The sequence below is a fragment of the Aquabacter cavernae genome (assembly GCF_003993795.1).
Classification (GTDB): Bacteria; Pseudomonadota; Alphaproteobacteria; order Rhizobiales; family Xanthobacteraceae; genus Aquabacter; species Aquabacter cavernae.
On record NZ_RWKV01000001.1, the window covers coordinates 342,000 to 364,705 of the forward strand.

Annotated in this window: 18 protein-coding genes; 12 read left to right on the plus strand and 6 right to left on the minus strand. The window is 68.5% G+C overall.

The window, feature by feature from the left end; translation table 11 throughout:
- Positions 1-32 precede the first annotated feature (32 nt).
- Both EJJ38_RS01700 and EJJ38_RS01705 read left to right on the plus strand, forming a co-directional pair.
- Positions 33-1,898, plus strand: a complete 1,866-nt coding sequence (locus EJJ38_RS01700; protein ID WP_127088366.1) for an aminopeptidase P family protein — start codon at positions 33-35, stop codon at positions 1,896-1,898.
- Between the two features lie 111 nt (positions 1,899-2,009).
- Positions 2,010-2,165 carry a DUF3309 family protein gene (locus tag EJJ38_RS01705; RefSeq protein ID WP_127088367.1) on the plus strand — a complete coding sequence of 52 codons (156 nt, stop codon included), beginning with the start codon at positions 2,010-2,012 and terminating at the stop codon, positions 2,163-2,165.
- 462 nt (positions 2,166-2,627) lie between these two features.
- Here EJJ38_RS01705 and EJJ38_RS01710 read toward each other — a convergent pair whose 3' ends face one another.
- Together EJJ38_RS01710 and aptA are read right to left on the minus strand one after the other, a co-directional pair.
- Positions 2,628-5,459, minus strand: coding sequence for an autotransporter serine protease (locus EJJ38_RS01710; RefSeq protein WP_127088368.1), 2,832 nt, complete (start codon positions 5,457-5,459; stop codon positions 2,628-2,630).
- 261 nt (positions 5,460-5,720) lie between these two features.
- Entirely contained in the window at positions 5,721-7,073 is a 1,353-nt protein-coding gene (aptA, locus tag EJJ38_RS01715; RefSeq protein ID WP_127088369.1) for an omega-aminotransferase AptA, read from the minus strand.
- 215 nt (positions 7,074-7,288) lie between these two features.
- On the opposite strand from aptA, the gene EJJ38_RS01720 reads away from it, so the two are divergent.
- Entirely contained in the window at positions 7,289-9,145 is a 1,857-nt protein-coding gene (locus EJJ38_RS01720) for a hypothetical protein (RefSeq protein WP_127088370.1), read from the plus strand.
- Between the two features lie 115 nt (positions 9,146-9,260).
- Here the strand turns inward: EJJ38_RS01720 and EJJ38_RS01725 are convergent, their stop codons facing one another.
- Positions 9,261-9,989: a FadR/GntR family transcriptional regulator gene (locus tag EJJ38_RS01725; protein WP_164738368.1), complete on the minus strand. Its 729-nt coding sequence runs from the start codon at positions 9,987-9,989 to the stop codon at positions 9,261-9,263.
- A gap of 153 nt (positions 9,990-10,142) precedes the next feature.
- Between EJJ38_RS01725 and EJJ38_RS01730 the strand changes: the two genes are divergently transcribed.
- The 9 genes from EJJ38_RS01730 (at position 10,143) to EJJ38_RS01770 (ending at position 19,184) form a co-directional block, all read left to right on the plus strand.
- On the plus strand, positions 10,143-11,078 hold the full coding sequence (locus tag EJJ38_RS01730) for a LysR family transcriptional regulator (RefSeq protein WP_127088372.1): 936 nt from the start codon (positions 10,143-10,145) through the stop codon (positions 11,076-11,078).
- 179 nt (positions 11,079-11,257) lie between these two features.
- The gene (locus EJJ38_RS01735; protein WP_127088373.1) at positions 11,258-12,373 is read left to right on the plus strand and encodes an ABC transporter substrate-binding protein; all 1,116 of its coding nucleotides are present in this window, start codon (positions 11,258-11,260) and stop codon (positions 12,371-12,373) included.
- A gap of 30 nt (positions 12,374-12,403) precedes the next feature.
- The gene (locus EJJ38_RS01740) at positions 12,404-13,321 is read left to right on the plus strand and encodes a branched-chain amino acid ABC transporter permease (protein WP_205666076.1); all 918 of its coding nucleotides are present in this window, start codon (positions 12,404-12,406) and stop codon (positions 13,319-13,321) included.
- A gap of 4 nt (positions 13,322-13,325) precedes the next feature.
- A complete protein-coding gene (locus EJJ38_RS01745) occupies positions 13,326-15,149 on the plus strand; it encodes a branched-chain amino acid ABC transporter ATP-binding protein/permease (RefSeq protein ID WP_127088375.1) in 1,824 nt (607 codons plus the stop codon).
- A complete protein-coding gene (locus EJJ38_RS01750; RefSeq protein WP_127088376.1) occupies positions 15,146-15,862 on the plus strand; it encodes an ABC transporter ATP-binding protein in 717 nt (238 codons plus the stop codon). Before EJJ38_RS01745 ends, EJJ38_RS01750 begins: the two co-directional genes overlap by 4 nt.
- Positions 15,863-15,865: 3 nt before the next feature.
- Complete coding sequence (locus EJJ38_RS01755) at positions 15,866-16,621, plus strand: nitroreductase (protein ID WP_127088377.1); 756 nt, start codon at positions 15,866-15,868, stop codon at positions 16,619-16,621.
- Positions 16,608-18,149, plus strand: a complete 1,542-nt coding sequence (locus EJJ38_RS01760) for a class I adenylate-forming enzyme family protein (RefSeq protein ID WP_164738369.1) — start codon at positions 16,608-16,610, stop codon at positions 18,147-18,149. Before EJJ38_RS01755 ends, EJJ38_RS01760 begins: the two co-directional genes overlap by 14 nt.
- Positions 18,150-18,217: 68 nt before the next feature.
- A complete protein-coding gene (locus tag EJJ38_RS01765) occupies positions 18,218-18,607 on the plus strand; it encodes a nuclear transport factor 2 family protein (protein WP_127088379.1) in 390 nt (129 codons plus the stop codon).
- A gap of 16 nt (positions 18,608-18,623) precedes the next feature.
- A complete protein-coding gene (locus EJJ38_RS01770) occupies positions 18,624-19,184 on the plus strand; it encodes a gamma carbonic anhydrase family protein (protein ID WP_127088380.1) in 561 nt (186 codons plus the stop codon).
- A 339-nt stretch (positions 19,185-19,523) separates the two neighbouring features.
- Here EJJ38_RS01770 and hslU read toward each other — a convergent pair whose 3' ends face one another.
- The 3 genes from hslU to EJJ38_RS01785 form a co-directional block, all read right to left on the minus strand.
- Positions 19,524-20,831 carry an ATP-dependent protease ATPase subunit HslU gene (hslU, locus tag EJJ38_RS01775; protein ID WP_127088381.1) on the minus strand — a complete coding sequence of 436 codons (1,308 nt, stop codon included), beginning with the start codon at positions 20,829-20,831 and terminating at the stop codon, positions 19,524-19,526.
- 37 nt (positions 20,832-20,868) lie between these two features.
- The gene (gene hslV / locus EJJ38_RS01780; protein WP_127088382.1) at positions 20,869-21,411 is read right to left on the minus strand and encodes an ATP-dependent protease subunit HslV; all 543 of its coding nucleotides are present in this window, start codon (positions 21,409-21,411) and stop codon (positions 20,869-20,871) included.
- Between the two features lie 307 nt (positions 21,412-21,718).
- Entirely contained in the window at positions 21,719-22,528 is an 810-nt protein-coding gene (locus EJJ38_RS01785; protein ID WP_127088383.1) for an alpha/beta fold hydrolase, read from the minus strand.
- Positions 22,529-22,706 lie beyond the last annotated feature (178 nt).

The window sequence follows — 22,706 nt, forward strand, 5'->3', positions numbered from 1 at the left end:
AAATTACCCCGAGCGCGCTCTAAGCTTCGCTTATGTCCGATCTTGTTTCGCGCACAAGCGCGCAGTTTCCGCATGTTCCCCGGTTTGAAGCCCATTTCCAGAGCTTCGAGGAGGCGGGCGACCGCGCGGCCGGCGCCGCACGGCTCGCGGCCTTGCGCGCGGCGCTCGCGGCGCGTGGGGTGCAGGGCTATGTGGTGCCGAGGGCGGATGCGCACCAGAATGAATATGTCCCCCCCTGCGAGGAGCGCCTCGCCTATCTGACCGGCTTCACCGGCTCGGCGGGGCTGTGCGTGGTGCTGGAGGCGGAGGCGGCGCTGTTCGTGGACGGGCGCTATACCCTCCAGGCGCCCGCCCAGGTGGATACCGACGCCTTCCGGGTGGTGCCGCTGGCCGAGACCACGCCGGAAGCCTGGATCGAGACCCATCTGCCCAAGGGCGCGACGCTCGCCTTCGATCCCTGGCGCACCACCTTGGATGGCCGCCGCAAGCTGGCGGATGCGGTGGCGGCGGCAGGGGGCATCCTGGTGGCGCTGGAGGAGGATCCGCTCGCCGACCAGTGGACCGACCGGCCCGCGCCGCCTGCCGCGCCCATCCGCCTGCGCGATCTCGCGCTCGCGGGGGAGGCGGCGGCCGACAAGGTGGCCCGCGTCCAGGCGGCGCTGACGCAGGAGAAGCTGGACCTTCTTCTGATTTCGGACCCTCACGCGGTGGCGTGGCTGTTCAACATTCGTGGCATGGACGTGGCCCATACGCCCATTCCGCTGGCCTGGGCGCTGGTGGGCGCCGCGGGGCGGCCGGTCCTGTTCACCGTGCCGGGCCAGATCGACCCTGCCGTCGCGGCGGCGTTGAAGCCGGTGGCGGACCTCCTGCCTCGCGCGGCGCTGGAGGGCACCCTCGCCCAGCTTGCGGCGGGCGCCACGGTGCGGCTCGACCAGGCGACCGCGCCGGTCCAACTCGCCAGCGTGGTGGAGCGGGCGGGCGGCACAGTCTCCAAGGGGGCGGACCCCATCGCGCTGCTGAAGGCGGTGAAGAACGAGGCCGAGATTGCGGGCATGCGCGCCGCCCATCTCATCGACGGCGTGGCGCTGGCCCGCTTCCTCCATTGGTTCGACACGGTGGCGCCCGGCGGGCTCACGGAAATCGACATGGTGGAGGCGCTGGAGACCTTCCGCCGCGCGGCCGGGCGCCTCACGGACGTGTCCTTCCCCACCATTTCCGGGGCCGGTCCCAACGGGGCCATCGTCCATTACCGCGTCACCCGCGCCACCAACCGGGCGCTGGGCGCGGACGAACTGTTCCTGCTGGATTCCGGCGCCCAATATGACGAGGGCACCACGGACGTCACGCGCACGCTGGCGACCGGCACGCCCAGCGAAGCCATGCGCCACCATTACACTTTGGTGCTCAAGGGCCATCTGGCGGTGGGCCGCGCGGTGTTTCCCGAAGGCACGAGCGGGGCGCAGATCGACCCCTTCGCGCGCCAGTATCTGTGGGCCGAGGGGCTGGATTTCGACCATGGTACGGGCCATGGCGTCGGGGCGGGCCTGTCGGTGCATGAAGGCCCGGCGCGCATTTCCAAGCTCGGCCATGTGCCGCTCAAGGCGGGCATGATCCTGTCCAATGAGCCGGGCTTCTACCGCACGGGCGCCTACGGCATCCGCATCGAGACCCTGGTGCTGGTGGAGCCGCGCCATCCGGGCGGCGACCGGCCCTCGCTGGGCTTCGAGACGCTGACGCTTGCCCCCTATGAGCGCCGCCTCATCGAGACCGGCCTGCTGAGCGCGGCCGAGCGGGCGCAGATCGATGCCTATCACCGCATCGTTCGCGACAAAGTGGGGCCGCTTCTCGACCCGGAAACGCGGGCGTGGCTGGACGCGGCCACCGCGCCGCTAACCTAAGGTAACTGGATTCTTTTCCCCTTGCGGATGCTTGAATCCCTCCGCCGGGGCAGGAACCTTTGCCATGGATCAACGTTACCTTGACCGATGACACATCGGGAGGACTGATCCATGCTGTCGACGATTCTCATTGTACTTCTGATCCTGCTTCTCGTGGGTGCGCTGCCCACCTGGGGATACAGCCGCAGCTGGGGCTATGGCCCGGGCGGGATCTTGGGCGTGCTGCTCATCGTGGTGCTGGTGCTGGCCCTCACCGGACGGGTCTGACGGCAGGCGCTCTTCGGGCCGATGGCCCGGAATGAGCGTCCCGCCCAAGAACCGCGTCATGGCCGGGCCTGTTCCGGCCAACCGTGGGGCGCGGGCTGGAGCCCTTCATGTTTTGATTGAACCGCCGGGCGGTCTTTCCCTCTCCCATCCGAAGTCGGATGTTTCCGACTTCGGCATGTTCGCCATCCGAGCGCGGCAACAGCCGCGTTCGGGCGGGAGAGGGTGCCGAGCGTTAGCGAGGCGGGTGAGGGGTTGGGCACCGCTTGGTGCCCGCATTCAGACGTTCGCGCAGGTGGCCCCCTCACCCCAACCCTCTCCCGCGAGGGGAGAGGGAGAAATGGCGCGCCCGCAACGGCTGACCTGCGCTTCCATCAAGCAATGAAACGCTCTAGCGGCGCACCGTGGATGCCCGGATCACGTCCGGGCATGACGGCTTGAAAGGCGCCCCCGTCCCCGCCTGCCTCAGAAGGCGACGCGCAGGGTGCCCTTCACGGTGGAGCTTTGCGTCTCCTCGGCCAGCACGCCGTCATAGGCGATCTTCGCCGAGAGGGTGTTGGAGATCGCATAGTCCAGGCTTGCCCCCAGCAGCAGCGCGTCGCGCGCCAGAGGCGTGCCGGTGACGAGGAACGGGTTGGAGCCCGCAATCTGCATCACCGCGCCCGTCTCCACGTCTCCCGCCGCATGCTGCCAGGCAAGGCTGAGGCGCGGGGTGAGGATGCCCGTTCCCACGGCGAGATCGGTGCTGAAGCGTGCGCCCAGGCTGATCAGCGTGGTGTCGAGGTCCGTGGCGCTGCCGCTCAGCGCCGCGATGCCGCCCGCCTCGCTGAAGGCATCATAGGATTGGTGCACATAGGCAAGGCCCGCGAACGGCGTCACGCCGAACCCGCCGAAGGCCAGCCGGTAGGACACTTCCCCGAACACCTGGCCCACCGTGCCGTCATAATCGGCCGAGAGCGTCTGCAGCGTGCCGAGGCTGACATTGCGCTGGCTGGTGAGGCTGTTCCAGCCATAGGCGGCGCCCGCCTTCAGGTCGAACGCACCCACGTCATAGGCGCCGTAAAGGGCGATCTCCCGGTGGCTGTTGTCCACGCTGGAGGCGAGGGCATCGAGATCGCCGGAGGACTGGCCCACACCGCCCGCAAGGCCGAGCCGCAGGCCCGGCATCACCGCCACGTCCGCGCCCGCCACGAAGCCGCTCTGCGTCCAGTCGAAGGGGAGCGCGCCGGTGGGGCCGCTGCCGGAGGCATCGCCCCAGCCGCCATAGCCGGTGGCCCAGATGGTGACGTTGGAGCCCGGCGCCAGGGCGGCCGCGCCGCCGCCGGGCGCGGTGGTGCCGTCCAGCCGCCCCAGAATGGCGCTGCGCACCTGCCGGGCATCGTCGAACACCATGGCGGAGGCGGAGGCATAGACCTCGCCGCTCATCTGGGCGAGCGTTCCGGGCAGGCTGGCGGCGGGCAAGGCATAGAGCGCGGAGAACAGGGCGCCCTGGAGGCCGGTGAGGGGCGTTCCCGCCACCGGGCGCGCGCTGTCCAGCGCACCGCCCAGGGCATTGGCGTTGGCGCTCACGAGCAGGCCGTTGGCGGCCAGATTGCCATAGGCGGCGGGCGTCACGAGAAGGGTGACGCTCTGGCTGTCATAGAGCGCGTCGAACCGGGTGCCGGCGGCGAGCCCCACGGGCTGGGTGAGGCTGGAGAAGCCGCCCATAAGGCCGCCCGAAGCGGTCAGCACCTGGATCTGCGTGCCCAGGCCCGGCGTGTAGGTGTTGGTGGCGCTGCCCGTGATGCCGCGCAGCGTGGGCGCCAGCGTGCCCGCCAGCGTGGCGGTGTTGGTCACCAGCAGCACCGAATGGTTGCCGGCGCCATTGCCCGTGCCGGGGCCGTCAATGTCCGGCGCGAAGACGGCGGTGGAGGTCATGACCACGGGGCCGGTGACGGTGAGGGTGCCCGGCGAGTTGCCGGGCGCGATCCGCCCGGCCGAGACCAGAGCGGCGTCCACCACGCCGGTGCCCCGCAGGGTGCCGTCCGGGCCCACCAGCACGTCCGAGGCCACAGAGCCGTTCACGGAGAGCGTGCCGCCCAGCACGGCGGTGCCGCCGGCATAGTTGTTGTCACCCGTCAGGGTCAGCGTGCCGTCGCCGGTTTTCACCAGCCCGCCCGCGCCGGAAATGTCGTTGGAGAAGGTGGAGCTGTAGCCCTGCGTGTCCACCGTGACGGTGCCGGTGAAGGCGCCGTAGCCGAGCACGGCCTTGCCCGCATTCACGAGGCCCCAGCCATAGACATCATCCACGCCGGGGTCGCCAAGGTCGGTGGCGGTGGTCAACAGCGTCGCCTGGATGTCGGCGGCGGTGAACCAGGGGAAGGCTTCCTTCACCAGAGCGGCGACGCCCGTCACCACGGGGGCCGCCTGGGAGGTGCCGTCGCGGGTGCCGTAGCCCGTGGGGGTGGGGGGCTTGATGGGCTCGGTGGAATAGATCTGGTTGCCCGGCGCCGCGAGGCACCAGTCCTTGGTGACGCCGCAATGGTTGCTGAAGTCGGTGATGACGTTGTTGGCGTCCACCGCCACCACCGCCAGCCAGGTGTTCCGCAGCTCGGGCATGAGATAGGGCAGGCCCGCCAGCAGGTCCGCGCTCGGCTGGGTGTCATTCCCTGCGGCGCTCACCATGAGCACCCCGCCCTGCGACAAGGCCAGGGAGCGTTGCATGAGGAGGGGAAACCGCGCCTCCAGGTCAGCTCGGGTATAGGCGGTCACGTCGCAAGCCGGCCCTTCCTCGGTGACGATGCAGTCCCCGGCCCGATAGCTGGCATTCATGACCGTGACGGCCTGCTCCACCATGTAGGGGAAGGGCTGGCTGGCGGCATCGTCGTTATGCTCCATCAGGTTGCCGACCCGGGCGGGAAGGATCAGGGCCTGATAGGCGACACCCTGCATCTCCACATCGTTGCGGGCGGCGCCCATGATGCCGGTCACATGGGTGCCATGGCCGATGGGGTCCACGTCCATTCCGGGAAGGAGCGGGGTGTCGGTCTGGAAGTCGTAACCCGGCAGGACCCGGCCGGCGAATTCGGGATGGGTGGTCCAGAGGCCGGAATCGGCAATGCCCACCTTCACGCCCGCACCGCTGAAGCCCAGCGCATAGGCCCCGGCCGCATTCACCTGGGCGAGGGTGCCGGAGCGGAAATATTCGGGCGTCTCCCAGGGGGAGGGGCTCTGCGCGGCGGCGGGTGTGCCGGCGGCGAGAAGGATCACCGGGGTGAAGGCCGCAAGGGCCAGAGCCGCAGCAGGTTTTGAGCGCATCGCCGGAGAATTCCGTTACCGGGCCGCAGACCTGTCAGCCGGATCGTCCGGCATCGTGCCCGCGACTGCAATTAAAGGGAATGAACGAACCAACCTAACCGGGAAACGACTAAGACGAACCTTGAATGTTTGCAACTTTGATGTTCTGCCGGGCGGATGTATTTCAATCGGCGCGGAAGGATATAAAAGAGTTCGTAAGATATGAAAGAAAAGGGCGGCCTTTCGACCGCCCTTTGTCGTATTGAAGCATGCTTGGCACCATCACGCGGTGGCGATGATGACCTTGCCCACCTTCTCCACCAGCTCGCCCACCTGCTCTTCGGAGATGATGAGGGGCGGGGTGATGGCGATGGTGTCGCCGGTGGTGCGGATCATGACGCCCTGGTCGTGGAAGGCGGTCTCCAGGGCCTTGTAGCCGCGCAGGCCCGGCTTGCCGTCCGTGGCGGTGAGGTCGATGCCCGCCGTGAGGCCCACGGTGCGGATATCCAGCACGCCCGGCTTGTCGCGCAGCGACATGACCGCGTCCGCCCACAGGGGCTCCAGGGCCTTGGTGCGGGCGAACAGGTCTTCCTGGGCATAGACGTCCAGGGTGGCGAGGCCGGCCGCGCAGGCGAGCGGATGGGCCGAATAGGTATAGCCGTGGAACAGTTCGATGACGTGCTCCGGGCCCTTCATGAAGGCATCATGGATGCCCGCGCGCGCCACCACGCCGCCCATGGGCACCGCGCCGGAGGTGACGCCCTTGGCGAAGGTCATGAGATCCGGCACCACGCCGTAGCGCTCGGCGGCGAAGGCATGGCCGAGGCGCCCGAAGCCGGTGATGACCTCGTCGAAGATCAGCAGGATGCCGTATTTGTCGCAGATGTCGCGCAGGCGCTTGAGATAGCCCTTGGGCGAGGGGATGACGCCCGTGGAGCCGGCCATGGGCTCGACGATGACGGCGGCGATGGTGGAGGGGTCGTGCAGGCCGACGAGGCGCTCCAGCTCGTCCGCGAAGTGCGCGCCATAGTCCGGCTCGCCCTTGGTGAAGGCCTGGTGGGCGCGGTCATAGGTGGTGGGCAGGTGATCGACGCCCGTGAGCATGGTGCCGAAAGCCCGGCGGTTCGGCACGATGCCGCCCACGCTGATGCCGCCGAAGCCCACGCCGTGATAGCCGCGCTCGCGGCCGATGAGGCGGGTGCGCGTGCCCTGGCCGATGGAGGTCTGGTAGGCCAGCGCGATCTTCAGCGCCGTGTCCACCGCCTCGGAGCCCGAATTGCAGAAGAACACATGGTCGAGATCGCCCGGCGCCAGAGCGGCGATGCGGCTCGCCAAAGTGAAGGCGGCGGGGTGGCCGTATTGGAAGGTGGGGGCGAAGTCGAGTTCGGTCGCCGCGGTGCGGATGGCCTCGACGATGGAGGGCCGGTTATGGCCCGCATTGGTGCACCACAGGCCGGCGGTCCCGTCCAGGATGGGGCGACCCTCGGGGGTGTAATAGTGCATATCCTTCGCGCGCGAGACGAGGCGCGGGCGCTTCTTGAAGGCGCGGTTCGCGGTGAACGGCATCCAGAAGGCCTCGAGGTCGTTCGGGACCATCTCACCGGCCGTCCGGTTCATCACCTCATCCAAAGACATCGTCTTTCTCCTCAACGCCCCTTTTGGGGCGGGCGCGCGCGGCCTCATGTTCGCCGCACTGTTCGCACGCTATCAGCCGCCGCAGCGGGAGAAAACCGCCGCGCGCGCAGCGCCCCCTTGCGCGGAGGGGCGGGCTGGATCAAAACAGCATGACTTAACGTCATGTAGCCGCCGGTCGCCCGGCGGACGAGGACCCAAGGAACCGGCGAACTGGCGTGACCCTGACCGATCTCGAACCCGATGCCGCAAAGGGCGGGCCCTCCGCCCCCTCGCAACGCCCCGCCGTCGACGCGCCGGGAGAGGATGAGGTGCGCGCCGCGCTGGCGCGCGTGCTGGCCGGTGACGAGTTCGCCTCCTCGCCCCGCCTCGCCGATTTCCTGCGCTTCATCGTGGGCGCCACGCTGGCGGGCCGCGCGGAGAGCATCAAGGGCTACACCATCGCCGTGGAGGCCCTGGGCCGCCCCACCAGCTTCGATCCCCAGAGCGACCCCATCGTGCGGGTGGAGGCGACGCGGCTGCGCCGGGCGCTGGAGCGCTATTATGCCTCGGCGGGTCCCGACGAGCCGCTGGAGATCTGCGTGCCCAAGGGCGGCTACGTGCCCGCCTTCCGGCGCCGCGCGGGCGAGGTTGAGCCCGCCCCCCTTCCGCCGCCGCTCCCCGTCGCGCCCGCGCCGCCCGCCGCGCCGGGCCGCTCGCGCCGTCCCTGGCTGGTGGCCGCCGCCATCGTGGTCTCGGCGGGCGTGGCGTTTGCCGCCGCCGGGCTGCAGATCGGCCTGGAGCACGGGGCCAAGTCGCTGGTCCTCACCGTGGGCGGGCATCCCACCACGGCGGCTGATCTTGCCGACCGCATCGGCCTGCCGGTGCTGGAGGTGGAGCGCTTCGAGACCGCCGGAACCCCCGCCCCTAGCCTGGACGAGATGCATACGCTGGAGGTGCGCCTGCGCGATGCGCTGGCGCGGTTCGATTTCGTGGACGTGATGGCGGCGGGCGGCGGCAGCGCGCGTGAATGCAGCGGATCCCCGCCCCGGCCGGTCTTCACCCTGGGCGGCCTCGCCGAAGGGCGCCCGGACGGCGGCTATGCGCTGCTGGTGCGCCTGTCGGACCGGTGTGGCGGCACCATCGTCTGGTCGAAGGAACTGGAAGGCACCGCGCCCACCGAGGGCCGTGCCGCCGGAGAGATGCGCATCGTGCAGGACGTGGCGGCCTCCCTGGTGGAGACCCATGGGGCGCTCCAGGCCCGCGCCCGCGCCCAGGCCCGCCTGGAGGCGCCGGAGTCGGGCTTCGGCTGCCTCTCCCGCGCGCTGGCCTCGCCCAATGGCGTGATGACGGACCCGTCCGAGGCGCGCGCCTGCATCGAACGTCTGGCGGCCCGCGACAGCAGCTATGGGGTGTTCCATTCCGTGAAGGCGGCCCAGATGCTGGAGGCCATGCGCGTGCAGGCCAAAGCCGGCTCGGCGCCCGGCCCCGCCGAGGTCGCGCAGGCTCGTGCGGAGCTGCTGCGCGAGGCGCGGCTCGGCGTCGATCTCGCCCCCACCAGCGCCTATGCGGCCAAGGTGCTGGCGGATGTGGATTTCCACCTGGGCGACCGGGAAGGCGCGCTGCTGGCGGCCGACCGGGCCGTGTCCCTCAACCCGCTGGACCATCATGTGGCCGCCGCCGCCGGTGCGGTGATGGTGGGCCTCGGCCGGGTGGAGCAGGGCGAGGCCCTGCTGCTGCGGGCGCGCCAGAACGGCGCGCAGCTCAGCGAGGAGCACACCATCTATCTCGCCATCGCGGCCTTCCTGCGCAACGATTCCGCCGCCGCGCGCAATGCCCTTCCGGGCCTGGAGGGGCATGACGACCCCGCCGCCGCCATTGCCCGCGCCTTGGCCCTGCATACGCTCGGGCGGCTGGAGGATGAGCGGCGCGTGGTGTCCGGCCTGCTGCGCGCGACGGCCGGCGGCTTCGAGACCGTCCAGGCCATCGTCCGGCGCCTGCTGCCCTCGGGCGAAGAGGCCGTGCGGGTGATCGGCGAGCTGGAATCCGCCGCTTTGCGGGCGCCGCCTCTGGCCGAGGGGCCCTCCAAGGGCTGAGCCGGGCGGACGCGGGGGTCATGGCGGGGGGGCCCGCCATGGGGATCTCCGGCACCCCCGGCGCCATCAGCCCTGCCCCCGGATCAGGCGAGACCCGTCCCGAGGGACGGCAGCGTCAGGCCGACGGCGCCTTCGGGGGCGTTTCCGCCATCATCTTCTGGCGCACGTCCGTATCCACGAAGTTCTCCTCCACCGCGTCGACGGCTGCGGCGGGATCCCGGTCGCGGATCGCCTGGATCAGGTTGTCGTGGAAATGCATCATGCGGGTGAGCGGGCCCAGGGCCAGCACCATCCCCACATATTTGATGAAATCGGGCCGCGCGGCGCGGTAGGCCTCGATGAGGAAGGGGTTGTCGCTCGCCTCGAAAATGGAGAGATGGAAGCTGTGATCGAGGGCGGTGAACTCCTCGACGCTGCTATTTTGTGCAGCCGCATAGCAGGTCTGCCAGGCTGTCTCGATGGCGGCGAGCGATTCCGGCGTGCGGTTCTGGGCGGCGAGGCGCGCGGCCGCCGGCTCCAGGGCCCGGCGGAACTCGAAGAACGCAACCAGGGCCTCCGCCTCTCCCACCGACGCGGATTTGCGGCCCATCAGGTCCCGCCCCACCACGAACGTGCCCAGCCCGCTGCGCGACTGCACGAGGCCGAGATGACCGAGCACCCGCAACGCCTCGCGCACCGTTGAGCGGCCGACGCCGAGCTGGACGCTCAGTTCATGCTCCGAGGGCAGGCGCGAGCCGGGGGTCCAGCCTTCCTCGTCCAGCATGCCGCGTATGGCGGTGATGACCTCGTCCACCAAAGTGGTGCGCGCGACCTTCTCCAGCGCTTTCACTTTACGCAAAGCCATCTGGTCCCCTCTCCGGCGTTCATTGCGCATTTCGGTGCCGTCATCTTGGGCAGTGCCGATTACTTTATAATCAGGCAGTCTGCTTGTCTGACAGCTACCATCATGTTTCTATTTTTAAAAGGGATTTCTTGATTTCCCTCACGGGAGCAGCGGATGGAACTGAGGCAACTGATCTACTTCAAAAGCGTCGCCGAGGCGGGCAGCTTCGCGCGCGCCTCGGCGACGCTGCATGTGGCCCAGCCCGCTTTGAGCAGCCAGATCAGCAAGCTGGAAGGGCAGCTCAAGGCGCAGTTGTTCGAGCGGCACGCGCGCGGCATCTGGCTCACCGAGGCCGGGCGCGTGTTCCTGGAGCATGCCACGCGCATCGTGGAAGGCGTGGAGGGCGCGCGCCGCGCCATGAGCGACCTCGCGACCGACGAGCCGCATGGTCCCGTCACCGTGGTCATGCCCACCACGCTCGCTCTGGTCATCGCCCAGCCGCTCATCGACCATGTGGCGCAATTGCTGCCGCGGGTGCGGGTGCAGATCGTCGAGGCGCTGAGCGGCGAGATCAGCCAATGGTACGCCTCCGACCGTTTCGACCTGTCCGTGCTCTATGAGGGCCGGGGCAAGGTGGCGGACGGGGCCGTGCCGCTCTGCCGCGAGGATCTGTACCTGCTGCGGCCGGAGGAGGGCGCGCCGCTCGCCCCCACCATAAGGTTCGTGGACGTGGAGCCGCACCGGCTGTTCCACACGACGCCCATCCATTCCTGCCGCCTGTTGCTGGACGAGACCTGCGCGCGCATGGGCATCCATCTGCGATATGCGGCCGAGATCGACTCCATCCAGGTGCTCCAGGATCTCGTGGTCCAGAAGAGCGGCTTTTCGATCTTTCCCAGCATCGCGGCCTCCGCCTATCGCGCGCGGGGCATCTGCTATCAGCGCATCGTCGATCCGGGCCTGGGGCTGAACAGCTATGTGGCCCCCGCGCGCACCCGCCCGCTCTCCGGCGCGCAGAGGGCCGTAATGCGCCTGCTGCCCCGGCTCGCGCGCCGCATCGCCGCGCAGGGATCCCGGCCGGATCCGCTGCCGGCCATCCAGGCCGCGTGACAGCGATGGTCATCGGCCCCCGGGACGCTTCGCGAATCCTTATGGGCCGCTTACGCAAACGGTATTGGTGCAGGAGCGTAAGCTTCTGCATTGTATAGCTGGCTTAGATCCGGACATCCGGGACCCATGATTCTTAGACGCCGCTTCGGGAAGCGAAGCGGCGAACGCTGGAGATTTACATGCGTCGTGCAACTCTTCTGGCTCTCGCCTCTCTTCTCTGTACCTCCGTTGCCAATGCGCAGGCCGTGCAGATCCCGGTGATCGTCCCACTCACGGGGCCGATCGCGCTGGAGGGCACCTCCCAGCGCAATGGGGCGGTGCTCGCCATCGAGAGCGCGGCGCCCCTGAAGGTGGACACCACCGTGCTGGACACGGCGGGCGCCGCCGAGGGCGGGGCCAATGCGCTGGAGCGCGCGGCCGGCGGCAAGGGCGTGGTGGCGGCGGTGGCGCCCATGTTCGGCACCCAGGTGCTGCCCATGATCCCGCTGGCGGACGAATACGGCATCCCCCTTCTCACCACGGCCGGCACGGCGGCCATCACCGAGAAGGGCAGCAAGTTCGTCTATCGCTTCTTCCCCTCCGACATGGTGACCAAGCGCGCCCAGGCGAAATACGTGCTGGAGGACCTCGGCAAGAAGAAAGTCGCCATCCTCTACAACTCCACCGCCTACGGCCAGAGCGGCTTCGACGCCCTGACCAATTACATCAAGCAGGGCGGCGGCGACGTGGTCTATTCGGACGCCATCGACCTCACCACCAAGGATATGACGCCCACCTTCGCCAAGCTGAAGGCGGCCAATCCCGACGTGGTGCTCATCCAGATGCACACCGGCTCCATGGCCCTGCTGCTGCGCCAGTATCGCCAGGCGGGCCTCGACATTCCGGTGGTCGCAAACACCATGCTCACCATGCCCTCCACCGCCGCGCTGCTGGAGCCGGCGGAGCTGAAGGGCGTGTGCGCCGAGACCTCCGCCTTTATCGGCAAGGGCGTCTCTCCGGCCCTGGACACGTTCATCGACACTTATACGGCGAAGTACAAAGCCGCCCCCGACTTCTTCGCCCTTCAGCAGTATGACGGCGTGAACATGGCGATCGCGGCCGTGAAGGACGGTGCGAAGACCCCCGGGGACGTCCAGAAATACCTGGCGAGCAAGACCTATGACGGCGCCGCCATGTCCTACACATCGGACGGCAAGGGCAACATGGCCCATTCGGCGGTGATCGTCTGCTTCGACGGCACCTCGCGGTCCCCGGCGCTGGTGAAGCGCTACGAGGGCAAGCCCACCACCAACTGACCATAAGCGGATCAGGGCAGGCAGATCGACATGCTACAGCTCACCTTGAACACCCTGTCGCTCGGCAGCGCCTATGCGCTGGTGGCGCTGGGGCTGGTGCTGGTGCTCAACGCCACCAATGCCGTCAATTTTGCGCACGGCGCGCTCGTGATGCTGGGCAGTTATCTCGCCTTCGCCATCGCCATGGTCGTCCCCGGGCAGGGCATCGTCGTGCTGCCTCTGGTGCTTCTCTCGGCGGCGGCGTTCGGGCTGGTCCTGGCCCTGATCGCCTATTTCCCCCTGCGGACCAAGCCGGTGGTGGCGGTGTTCATCGCCACCATCTCGGCGGGCTCCATCTTCGAGAATCTGGTGCTGCTCACCTTCGGCCCCGAGCCGCGCAGCACGCCGCCCATCCTGGGCAACAGCATGCTGGATCTCGGCGGCGGGCTCGCCATCAACGAGCAGTCCATCGCGGTGATCTGCGCCGCCTTCATCCTCATCGCCGGGCAGTATGTGCTGTTCGCCCACACCCGCTTCGGCCGCCGCATGCGCGCCGTGGCGCAGGACCCGGACATGGCGGCGGCCTCCGGCATCAATGTGAAGCTGATGATCGCCTTCACCTTCATGCTCGCCGCCGCTCTGGCGGGCGCCGCCGGCATGTTCCTGTCGGCCACCTACTACACCTCGCCCACGGATGGCGGGAACTACATGATGAAAGCCTATCTGGCCGTCACCATCGGCGGCTGGGGCAGCATTCCCGGCACCGTGGTGGGCGCGTTCCTGGTGGCGCTGTTCGAGGTGCTCATTCCCGCCATCCCGGCGCTCATTCCCGGCCTCGACGCCTATCTGCCCACCACGACTTTGTTCTCCATGACATCGTCCACCATCGCCCTCTTCATCACCTTCCTCGCCGTGCTGCTGCTGCGCCCCCAGGGCCTGTTCGGCGAAGCCATCAAGAAGAGGGCGTGAGCGCATGTCCCTCCCGCATGCCCGCACCATCGCCGGCCTCCTGGGCGTGCTCGCCCTCGTCGCCTGGCCCCTGGTCTTCTCCAGCCCCTTCGACCTGCGCATCTTCACGCTCACCGGCGTGTTCGCCCTCATGGTCATCGGCTATCAGTTCATCTTCGGCCATGTGGGGGCGCTGGCGCTCTCGCAGGCCACCTTCTTCGGCCTCGGCGCCTATGCCACCGCCATCTGCGCGGTGAAGCTCGGCTTCAGCTTCCCCACCACGCTCACCCTCTCGGTGCTGGTGTCCGTGGTGGTGGCGCTGTTCATCGCCATCCCCGTGCTGCGCCTCAGCTCCCATTATTTCGCCCTCGCCACCCTCGGCATCAGCCAGATCGTGACCTTGGTGGCGCTGGAATGGGTGTCGCTGACCGGCGGCGGAAACGGCTTCGCGGGCGTGCCGCTGCCCAACATTGCGGGCGTGGTCATCCCGCGCGGCTGGCCGCTGATGCTGCTGGTCTGGACGTTCGTGGCCGTGGGCGCCGTGCTGGCCTGGCAGATGATGCGCGGGCTCTACGGCAAGGCCTGCCATGTGGTGCGCGAAGACGAGGTGGCCGCGCGCTCGCTCGGCATCGACATCGACCGCATCCGCCTGACCATGCTGCTGCTGAGCGCTGCCTATGGCGGCGCGGCGGGCGCGCTCTTCGCCCATGTGAACCGCATCGCCTCGCCCGAGGCGCTGGAATTCAAGACCATGGTGCTGTGCCTCACCATGGCGGTGGTGGGCGGGCGCACCAAGGTGGCCGGGGCCATCATCGGCGCGCTGCTGATCGTGCATTTGCCCGAATGGTTCCGCTTCCTGGACCGCTCCTATGTGATGGTGAACGCCATCATCCTCATCGGCCTGCTCATCGTGGCGCCGGAAGGGCTGGTGGGGCTCATCGACCGCATCCTGCCCAAGGCGCGGGGCGTGGACATGGCGAAGGTGAGCGCCATCCGCGATACGCCCAAGGCGAGCCCGCCGCCGCGCGGGGCACTGCTGCCCTCCACCACGCCCATCCTGGAGGTGCGCAATCTCGGCAAGCGGTTCGGCGGGGTGAAGGCGCTGGACGATGTCTCGTTCGAGCTTCATCGCGGCACTATCACAGCAGTGATCGGGCCCAACGGCTCGGGAAAGACCACGCTCGTGAACTGCATCACCGGCGTGGAGACCCCGAACCAGGGCGTCATCACCCTGGGCGGCGCGCCCATCGGCGGGCGCATGCCCCACGACATCGTCCGCAGCGGCATTGCCCGCACCTTCCAGAATTTGCGCCTGGTGGACGACATGAGCGTGCTCGACAATGTGGCCGTGGCCCGCTTCGAGGCCGAGGGCGCGGGGCCCATGAGCGCGCTCAAGGTGGGCCGCGAGGATCCGAGCCTGCTGCGCGCCTATGCCTATGCGCTCCATCTGCTCCACCGGCTCGGCGTGGAGGACGTGCACCGCCCCGCCGGGTCGCTGGCCTATGGGGTGAAGCGGCGGGTGGAGATCGCCCGCGCCTTGGCCCTCGATCCCCAGGTCCTGCTGCTGGACGAGCCCGCCGCCGGTCTCAATGAATCCGAGCAGAACGACCTTGCCGCGCGTCTCCAGGATCTCGCCGCCAGCGGCGTCACCCTGCTGATCATCGAGCACAACATGCCGTTCCTGCGCACCCTCGCCACCTACATGATCTGCCTCGACCAGGGGCGCCTCATCGCCGAGGGGAGGCCGCGGGAGATCTACGAGAACCCGCTGGTGCTCGACGCCTATCTCGGCCGCGGCGCCACCGCCGCCGTGGAACCCGAGCCCGTGCTCGCGGAGGTGCGGTCATGAGCGCGTCCCGGCTTCTCGACATCAGCGGCGTCACCGTCGCCTACGGGCAGGTGACGGCCCTGCAGGGCGTCAGCCTCTCGGTGGACAGCGGCGAGGTGGTGGCCCTGGTGGGCTCCAACGGCGCCGGCAAGACCACGCTCATGAAGTCCATCGTGGGCCTGCTGCCTGTGTCGGGCGGCGACCTGCACCTGAAGGGCCTGAGCCTCGCGCGGGTCTCCACCCATCAGCGGGCGCGCCGGGGCATCGGCTATTCGCCCGAGGGGCGGCGGGTGTTTCCCGGCCTCAGCGTGCGCGAGAACCTGGAAGTGGCGTCCTTCGATGCTGCACGGGGCACGGCGGAGATGATCGGGCGGGTCTACGCCATCTTCCCCGCGCTCCAGGAGAAGGAGAAGGCGCTCGGCTGGACGCTCTCCGGCGGCCAGCAGCAGATGCTCGCCATCGGCCGCGCGCTCATGCTCCGCCCCAAGCTCCTGCTGCTGGACGAGCCGTCCCTCGGCCTGTCGCCCAAGCTCACCGACGAGGTGCTCCAGCACATCCCGAAGCTGGTGGCGGACGGGACCGGGGTGCTGATCGCCGAGCAGAACATGCTGAAAGCATTGGAAATCGCAGACCGTGCCTACGTGCTGCGCAACGGACGCATCGTCCAGGAGGGGGCGGCGGCCGCGCTGAAGGCCGACCCGTCCGTCCGCGATGCCTTCCTTGGAGGCCGATAGCCCATGACGATTGAAGACACCGGCGCGCACGCCCTCATCCGAGGGCGGCATTCCGTCCGCGCGTTCCGGGACACCCGCGTGGAGCGCGACGTGATCCAGCGCATCCTCGCCACCGCCGCCTGTTCGCCCAGCGGCACCAACATGCAGCCCTGGCAGGTCTATGTGCTGACCGGCGATGCCCGCGACGCGCTGGTGGAGCGGGTCACGGCGGTCCGGGCCCGCGAGCCGGAGCGCGAGCGGGGGCCGGAGCCGTTCGGGGAATATAATTACAATCCCGAGCCGCTTGAGGAGCCCTATCGCGGCCGCCGCAAGGCGGTGGGCTGGAGCCTCTACAGCCTGCTGGGCATCGCCAAGGGCGACCGCGCGGCGAGCTGGGAGGCGGCGGGGCGCAATTTCGAGTTCTTCGGCGCGCCGGTGGGGCTGATCTTCACCCTGGACCGCTATCTCGGCATGGGAAGCTGGCTCGATCTCGGCATCTTCATGCAGTCCATCATGCTGGCCGCGCGCGGCGAGGGGCTCGACACCTGCTGTCAGGCCGCGTGGCGGCACTATCACGACATCGTCCGCGAAGTCGCGCCCATCTCCGACCAGGAGATCGTGGTGTGCGGCATGTCGCTCGGCCATGCGGACCCTGCCGCCATCGCGAACCAGTTGCGGTCCGAGCGCGAGCCGGTGGAGGCCTTCGCCCGCTTCGTCACGGCCGCTCCTTCGGCGAAACACCACACGACCTGCGCGGAGCAATGCGATGCGACTTCCTGATTTTCTCGATAAGAGCGCGGGGGCCACGCCGTCCGCCCCGGCCATCTGGTACGAGGGGCAGACCTACGATTATGACTGGCTGCGCGCCGCGAGCCTGCGCTGTGCCCAGGCGCTCTGCGGCGTCGGGTTCCCGGCGGGCGCCTGCATCGCCAGCTGGCTGCCGAACCATCCCATGGGCTTCGTGGTGCAGTTCGGCGTGCATCGCCTGCCGCTGCGGGCGATGCCGCTCAACCCCCGCGCCACGGCGGGGGAATGCATCGACATCATGAAGATGTTCGCCCCGGAATGGCTGTTCATCCACGCTTCCTTCGCCGATGCCCTGGCGGACATCCGCGCCGCCGTCCCCAGCCTGCGCGGTGTCGTGGTGGTGGACGGAACGGGGGCGGGCGATCCGAGCATGGACGCCTTCCTCGCAACCGCGCGCGACGTGCCCGTCGATAGTAATATCGGCGGCGAGGACGTGGTGACGCTGCTCACCACGGGCGGCTCCACCGGACTGCCCAAGGGGGTCATGCGGGCGAGCCGCAACTGGTCCACCCTCATCACCAATTATCGCCTCGCCATGCCGGTGGATGGCCCGCCGGTCAATCTCGCCGTGACGCCCCTCACCCATGTGGCGGGGGACGTGGCGTTGGCGGTGTTCGCGCAGGGCGGGCTCAACGTCATCCTGCCCAAGCCCCGGCCGCGCGACATCCTGAAGGCCATGGGCGATCATGGCGTGACGCACATGTTCGTGCCGCCGACCCTGCTCTACATGATGCTGGCGGAGCCGGACGTCGCGTCGTTCGACTTCGGCGCGCTGCGCTATCTCATGTATGGGGCGGCGCCCATCTCGGTGGACAAGCTGCGCGAGGCCTGGTCCGTCTTCGGCCCCGTGATGACGCAGCTCTACGGCCTCATGGAGGCCACCAGCACCGTCTCCATCATGACCCCGAGCGAGCATGCGGAGGCGTTTTCGTCCGATGGCGGCCGGTTCGGCAGCATTGGCCGGGGCAGCGCCATGACCCTGGTGGACGTGGTGGACGAGGCGGGCCTTCCGGTGGGCCTGGGCGAGACCGGGGAAGTGGTGTGCCACGGCCCCAACCTCTTCAAGGGCTATGTGGACAATGCGGAAGCCACCGCCAAGGCGCTGCGGAACGGCTGGTTCCGCACCGGCGATCTCGGCGTGAAGGATGCGGGCGGCTATGTGCGCCTCGTGGACCGCAGCAAGGACATCATCATCACCGGCGGCATCAACGTGTTCCCCGGCGAGATCGAGCAGGTGATCTGGCGTCATCCCGCCGTCCAGGACTGCGCGGTGATCGGCGTGCCCGACGACAAGTGGGGCGAGGCGGTGACCGCCGTCCTGGAATTGAAGCCGGGCGAGAGCATCCGGGAGGATGAGGTCATCGCCATGTGCAAGAAGACCCTCGGCAGCATCAAGACGCCGAAGACCGTGGTGGTGTGGCCGGAACTGCCCCGCAGCACGGTGGGCAAGGTGCTGAAGAAGGACATCCGGGCGCATTACTGGAAGGGTCGGAGCATCTGACCCCGAAGGGCCGCCCGGCCTAAAGCGCGCCTACCGCGCGCGCATGTTTCACAACAGGAGACCCCAAGATGAGCACTCCCGACATGGAGGCGCAGGCGCTTGCCGTGCGCAAAGTGATCGAGCGTTATCTCGACGCCGTCCGGACCTGGAACGAGGCGGAGTTCCGCGCCACCTTCGATCCGAAGGCGAACATCGCCCACTATTATGTGAAGGGCGACGAGATCCGCACCATCACGCTCGACGAGTTCGTGAAGGTCATCGGCTCGCTGCACCAGAAGTATGACAATGCCGAAGAGAAGGCGAAGGAGATCGATGTGCGCATCGTCGATCACATCGCCAGCGTTCGCGTTCCCTTCGCCTTCGTGATGGGTGACAAGGCGATGGAAGGGCAGGACCTTTTCAACCTCGCCTTCTGCAAGGGCGAGTGGAAGATCATGCACAAGTCCTACTATCTCTGAGCCCACGGAGAGGATCATGACCCGAGAGACCGTTCCTTCCCCCTTCTACCGGCTCGGCGCCCATGTGCCGCGCGTCGCGCCGTCCGCCTGGGTTGCCCCGTCCGCCAGCGTGATCGGCGATGTGGAGATCGGCGCGGGCTCCGGCATCTGGTTCGGCTGCGTCCTGCGGGGCGATGCCAACAAGATCCGCATCGGTGAGCGCACCAACATCCAGGACGGCACCGTCATCCATGTGGATCCCGGCGCGTTCGCGGCGATGATCGGCAATGACGTGACCATCGGCCATTCCTGCCTCATCCATGGCTGCACGCTGGAGGATGGTGCGTTCGTCGGCATGGCGAGCACCATCCTCAACGGCGCGGTGGTGGAAGGCGGCGGCATCCTGGGCGCCGGTGCGCTGCTGACCTCGGGCAAGCGCGTGAAGCGCGGCGAGCTTTGGACCGGCGCGCCGGCCCAGCTTCGCCGCACGCTGAGCGAGGAGGAGATTCAGGACTTCATGTCGGTGGCGGTGCACTATAGCGGCAACGCGAAGCGCTTCCTGAGCCAGTGCGCGCCCACGCAGCCGGACGTGCTGTAGGACGCGCCTCGAGCTCCCGGCACCCGGCGCGGCATGGTCATGCGCCGGGGCCTTATGCGTGCACGCAGGCCGGTCTCTCGAGGGGCCTGCGTGTGGGCTAAGACCCGGCCGCTGACGGGGGAGTGGCCCGAAACATTGGGCGTTCAAGCCGCGGAAAAGGCTTCCAGCCCTTTACAGTCCGTCATGCTCGGGCTTGTCCCGGGCATCCACGCCTATGGGTCGGGCGCACACCGAGCGGAACCGCGTGGATGGCCGGGACAAGCCCGGCCATGACGCAGCGTTCTTAGAAAAACTGTCCGGACCGCTTGAAGGTCGATCCGGCCTGCTGGTCGATCCGCCCTACAGGATGAACCGGCTCAGGTCGGTATTCTTGGCGAGGTCCGCCACGCGGTCGCGCACATAGTCGGCGTCGATCACCACCGTCTCGCCGGAGCGGTCGGGGGCGGAGAAGGAGAGCTCGTCCAGAACCCGCTCGATCACCGTCTGGAGGCGGCGGGCGCCGATATTCTCCACCGAGCCGTTCACCTCCACCGCCACGTCCGCGATGGCCTCCACCGCGTCGGCCGTCACGTCCAGCGTCACGCCCTCCGTGGCCATGAGCGCCACGGACTGCTTCACGAGGCTTGCCTCGGTCTCGGTGAGGATGCGCACGAAATCGGAGCGCGTCAGCGCCTCCAATTCCACGCGGATGGGCAGGCGCCCCTGAAGCTCCGGCAGAAGGTCGGAGGGCTTGGAGACGTGGAAGGCGCCGGAGGCGATGAACAGGATGTGGTCGGTCTTCACCGCGCCGTGCTTGGTGGAGACCGTGGTGCCCTCGATGAGCGGCAGCAGGTCGCGCTGCACGCCCTCGCGGGACACGTCCGCGCCGGAGCGGTTCTCGCGGCCGGCGATCTTGTCGATCTCGTCCAGGAAGACGATGCCGTTATTCTCCACCGCATGGATGGCTTCCTGGACGATGGCGTCCTGGTCCAGCAGCTTGTCCGCCTCCTCGGTGAGCAGGAGGGGATGGGCGTCCTTCACCAGCACGCGGCGCGACTTGCTGCGCCCGCCGAACGCCTTGCCCAGCATGTCGCCCAGCGAGACCGCGCCCATCTGGGCGCCGGGCATGCCGGGGATCTCGAACATGGGCATGCCCTGGCTGCCCGCCTGCACCTCGACCTCCACTTCCTTCTCGTCCAGCTCGCCCGCCCGCAGCTTCTTGCGGAAGCTGTCGCGGGTGGCGGCGGAGGAGCCCTGGCCCACCAGCGCGTCCAGCACGCGCTCCTCGGCGGCCAGATGCGCGCGGGCCTGCACTTCCTTGCGCTTGGCATCGCGCACCAGGGTGATGCCCACCTCCACGAGGTCGCGCACGATCTGCTCCACGTCGCGGCCCACATAGCCGACTTCCGTGAACTTGGTGGCTTCCACCTTCAGGAAGGGGGCGCCCGCGAGGCGCGCGAGGCGGCGGGAAATCTCGGTCTTGCCGACGCCGGTGGGGCCGATCATCAGGATGTTCTTGGGCAGAACCTCCTCGCGCAGATGCCCTTCCAGCTGCTGGCGGCGCCAGCGGTTGCGCAGCGCGATGGCCACCGCGCGCTTGGCCTTGGACTGGCCGACGATGTGGCGGTCCAGCTCGGACACGATCTCGCGGGGGGAAAAGTCGCTCATTTGGGGAGAGTACCTGTTGGGGGCGCGCCGCGGGGCGTCAGCCAATGGTTTCGACCACGATGTTGCGGTTGGTGTAGACGCAGATGTCGGCCGCGATCTCCAGGGAGCGGCGGACGATCGCCTCCGGATCCTCCTCCCGGTCCAGCAGCGCGCGGGCGGCGGCGAGCGCATACATGCCGCCCGAGCCGATGCCCGCCACGCCCGCTTCGGGTTCCAGCACGTCGCCCGTGCCGGTGAGCACCAGGGAGACATTGGCGTCGGCCACGATCATCATGGCTTCCAGCCGCCGCAGATAGCGGTCCGTGCGCCAGTCCTTGGCCAGCTCCACTGCCGCGCGCTGCAGCTGCCCGGGATATTGCTCCAGCTTGGCTTCCAGCCGCTCGAACAGGGTGAAGGCGTCAGCCGTGGCCCCGGCGAAGCCGCCGATCACGTCGCCCTTGCCCAGACGGCGCACCTTGCGGGCATTGGACTTGAGGACCGTCTGGCCCAGCGTGACCTGCCCGTCGCCCGCGATGGAGACGCGATTGCCCTTGCGGACCGTGACGATGGTGGTGCCGTAGATGGTATCGGGGGAATGCATGCGGGGCTCCGGTGACGAAGCTTTACTTAAGCCGTTCCTTGCCGGGCGCAATGTCCGGCTTCCGTATGCGAGGCCTATGGCCGTCGAGCGCGTCATTGTCTGATTGACGTGGGGGGCTCTTCCCTCTCCCCCTGCGGGAGAGGGTGCCGAGCGTCAGCGAGGTGGGTGAGGGGTTCGGCACCGCCTGGCGCCCTCATACCCGACATGTCGCGCAGGCCACCCCCTCACCCCAACCCTCTCCCGCGAGGGGAGAGCGGTGCGCCCGCAACGCCATGTCCCGCGCGGTTCAATCAAAAATGAAGCGCCCTTACCGCAGGAAGTCCTGCACGGCCTTGGCGAAGGTGTCGGGGGCTTCCACCATGGGGCAATGGCCGCACAGGGGCACTTCGTGGAGCCGCGCGCCGGGGATGGCGTCGGCGATGGCGCGGGCGAAGGAGGTGGCGAAGAAACGGTCGTCGGGGCTATGGAGCACCAGGGTCGGGGCGCGGATGTCCCCGATGCGGTCCAGCGTGTCGATGCCCGCGCAGGCGTCCGCCTGCCGCTCGAACGCCTCCACCTCCTGGAGCGGGCTCGTGGCCAGGGCCTGCCGGGCGATGGCCTCCAGAGGCACCGTGCCCAAAGTCACCCGGCCGAGCGTGTAGGTGGCGAGCGTCGAGACATAGGTGACCGGGTCCGTGATCTCCCGGCGCAGGCGCTTCAGCAGGCCCATCAGCTCGCGCGTATAGCCGTCATTGCGGGCGAGCGTGTTGGAGAGCACCAGCCGGTGCACCCGCTCGGGCGCCATGAGGGTCAGTTCCTGGGCGATGGCCCCGCCCATGGAATGGCCGAGCACGTCGGCCGCGTCGATACCGGCGGAATCCATCACGGCCAGCGCGTCGCGCGCCATGTCGGCCACGCTGTAGGGGCCGTCCGCCCGTCCGCTGGCGCCCATGTCGCGATTGTCAAAGCACAAGGTGGTGTGACCCGCCAGGAGCGGGCGGGACAGGCCCCAGAAGATCCGGTCCGCGGAGAGCCCGCCGATGATGAGGAGCGGATGGCCGCGCCCTTCCATGTCATAGGCGAGGCGGATGCCGTCATTGGTGGCGGTGCGCTCCATGGCGAGGGGGTCTCTATTCATGCGTTAAGAGACTGATTCACCGATCAGGTTGGTTCAACCTGATCGGATCAGGCTCTAGGCTCAGGACCTATTAATCTGCTGTGATCTGTGATTCACCGTCTCCCTTGAGGAGGCTGGCATGGGTGATTTGTTCCTGCTGAGCGAGCGGCAGATGGCTCGGATCTCGCCGTTTTTCCCG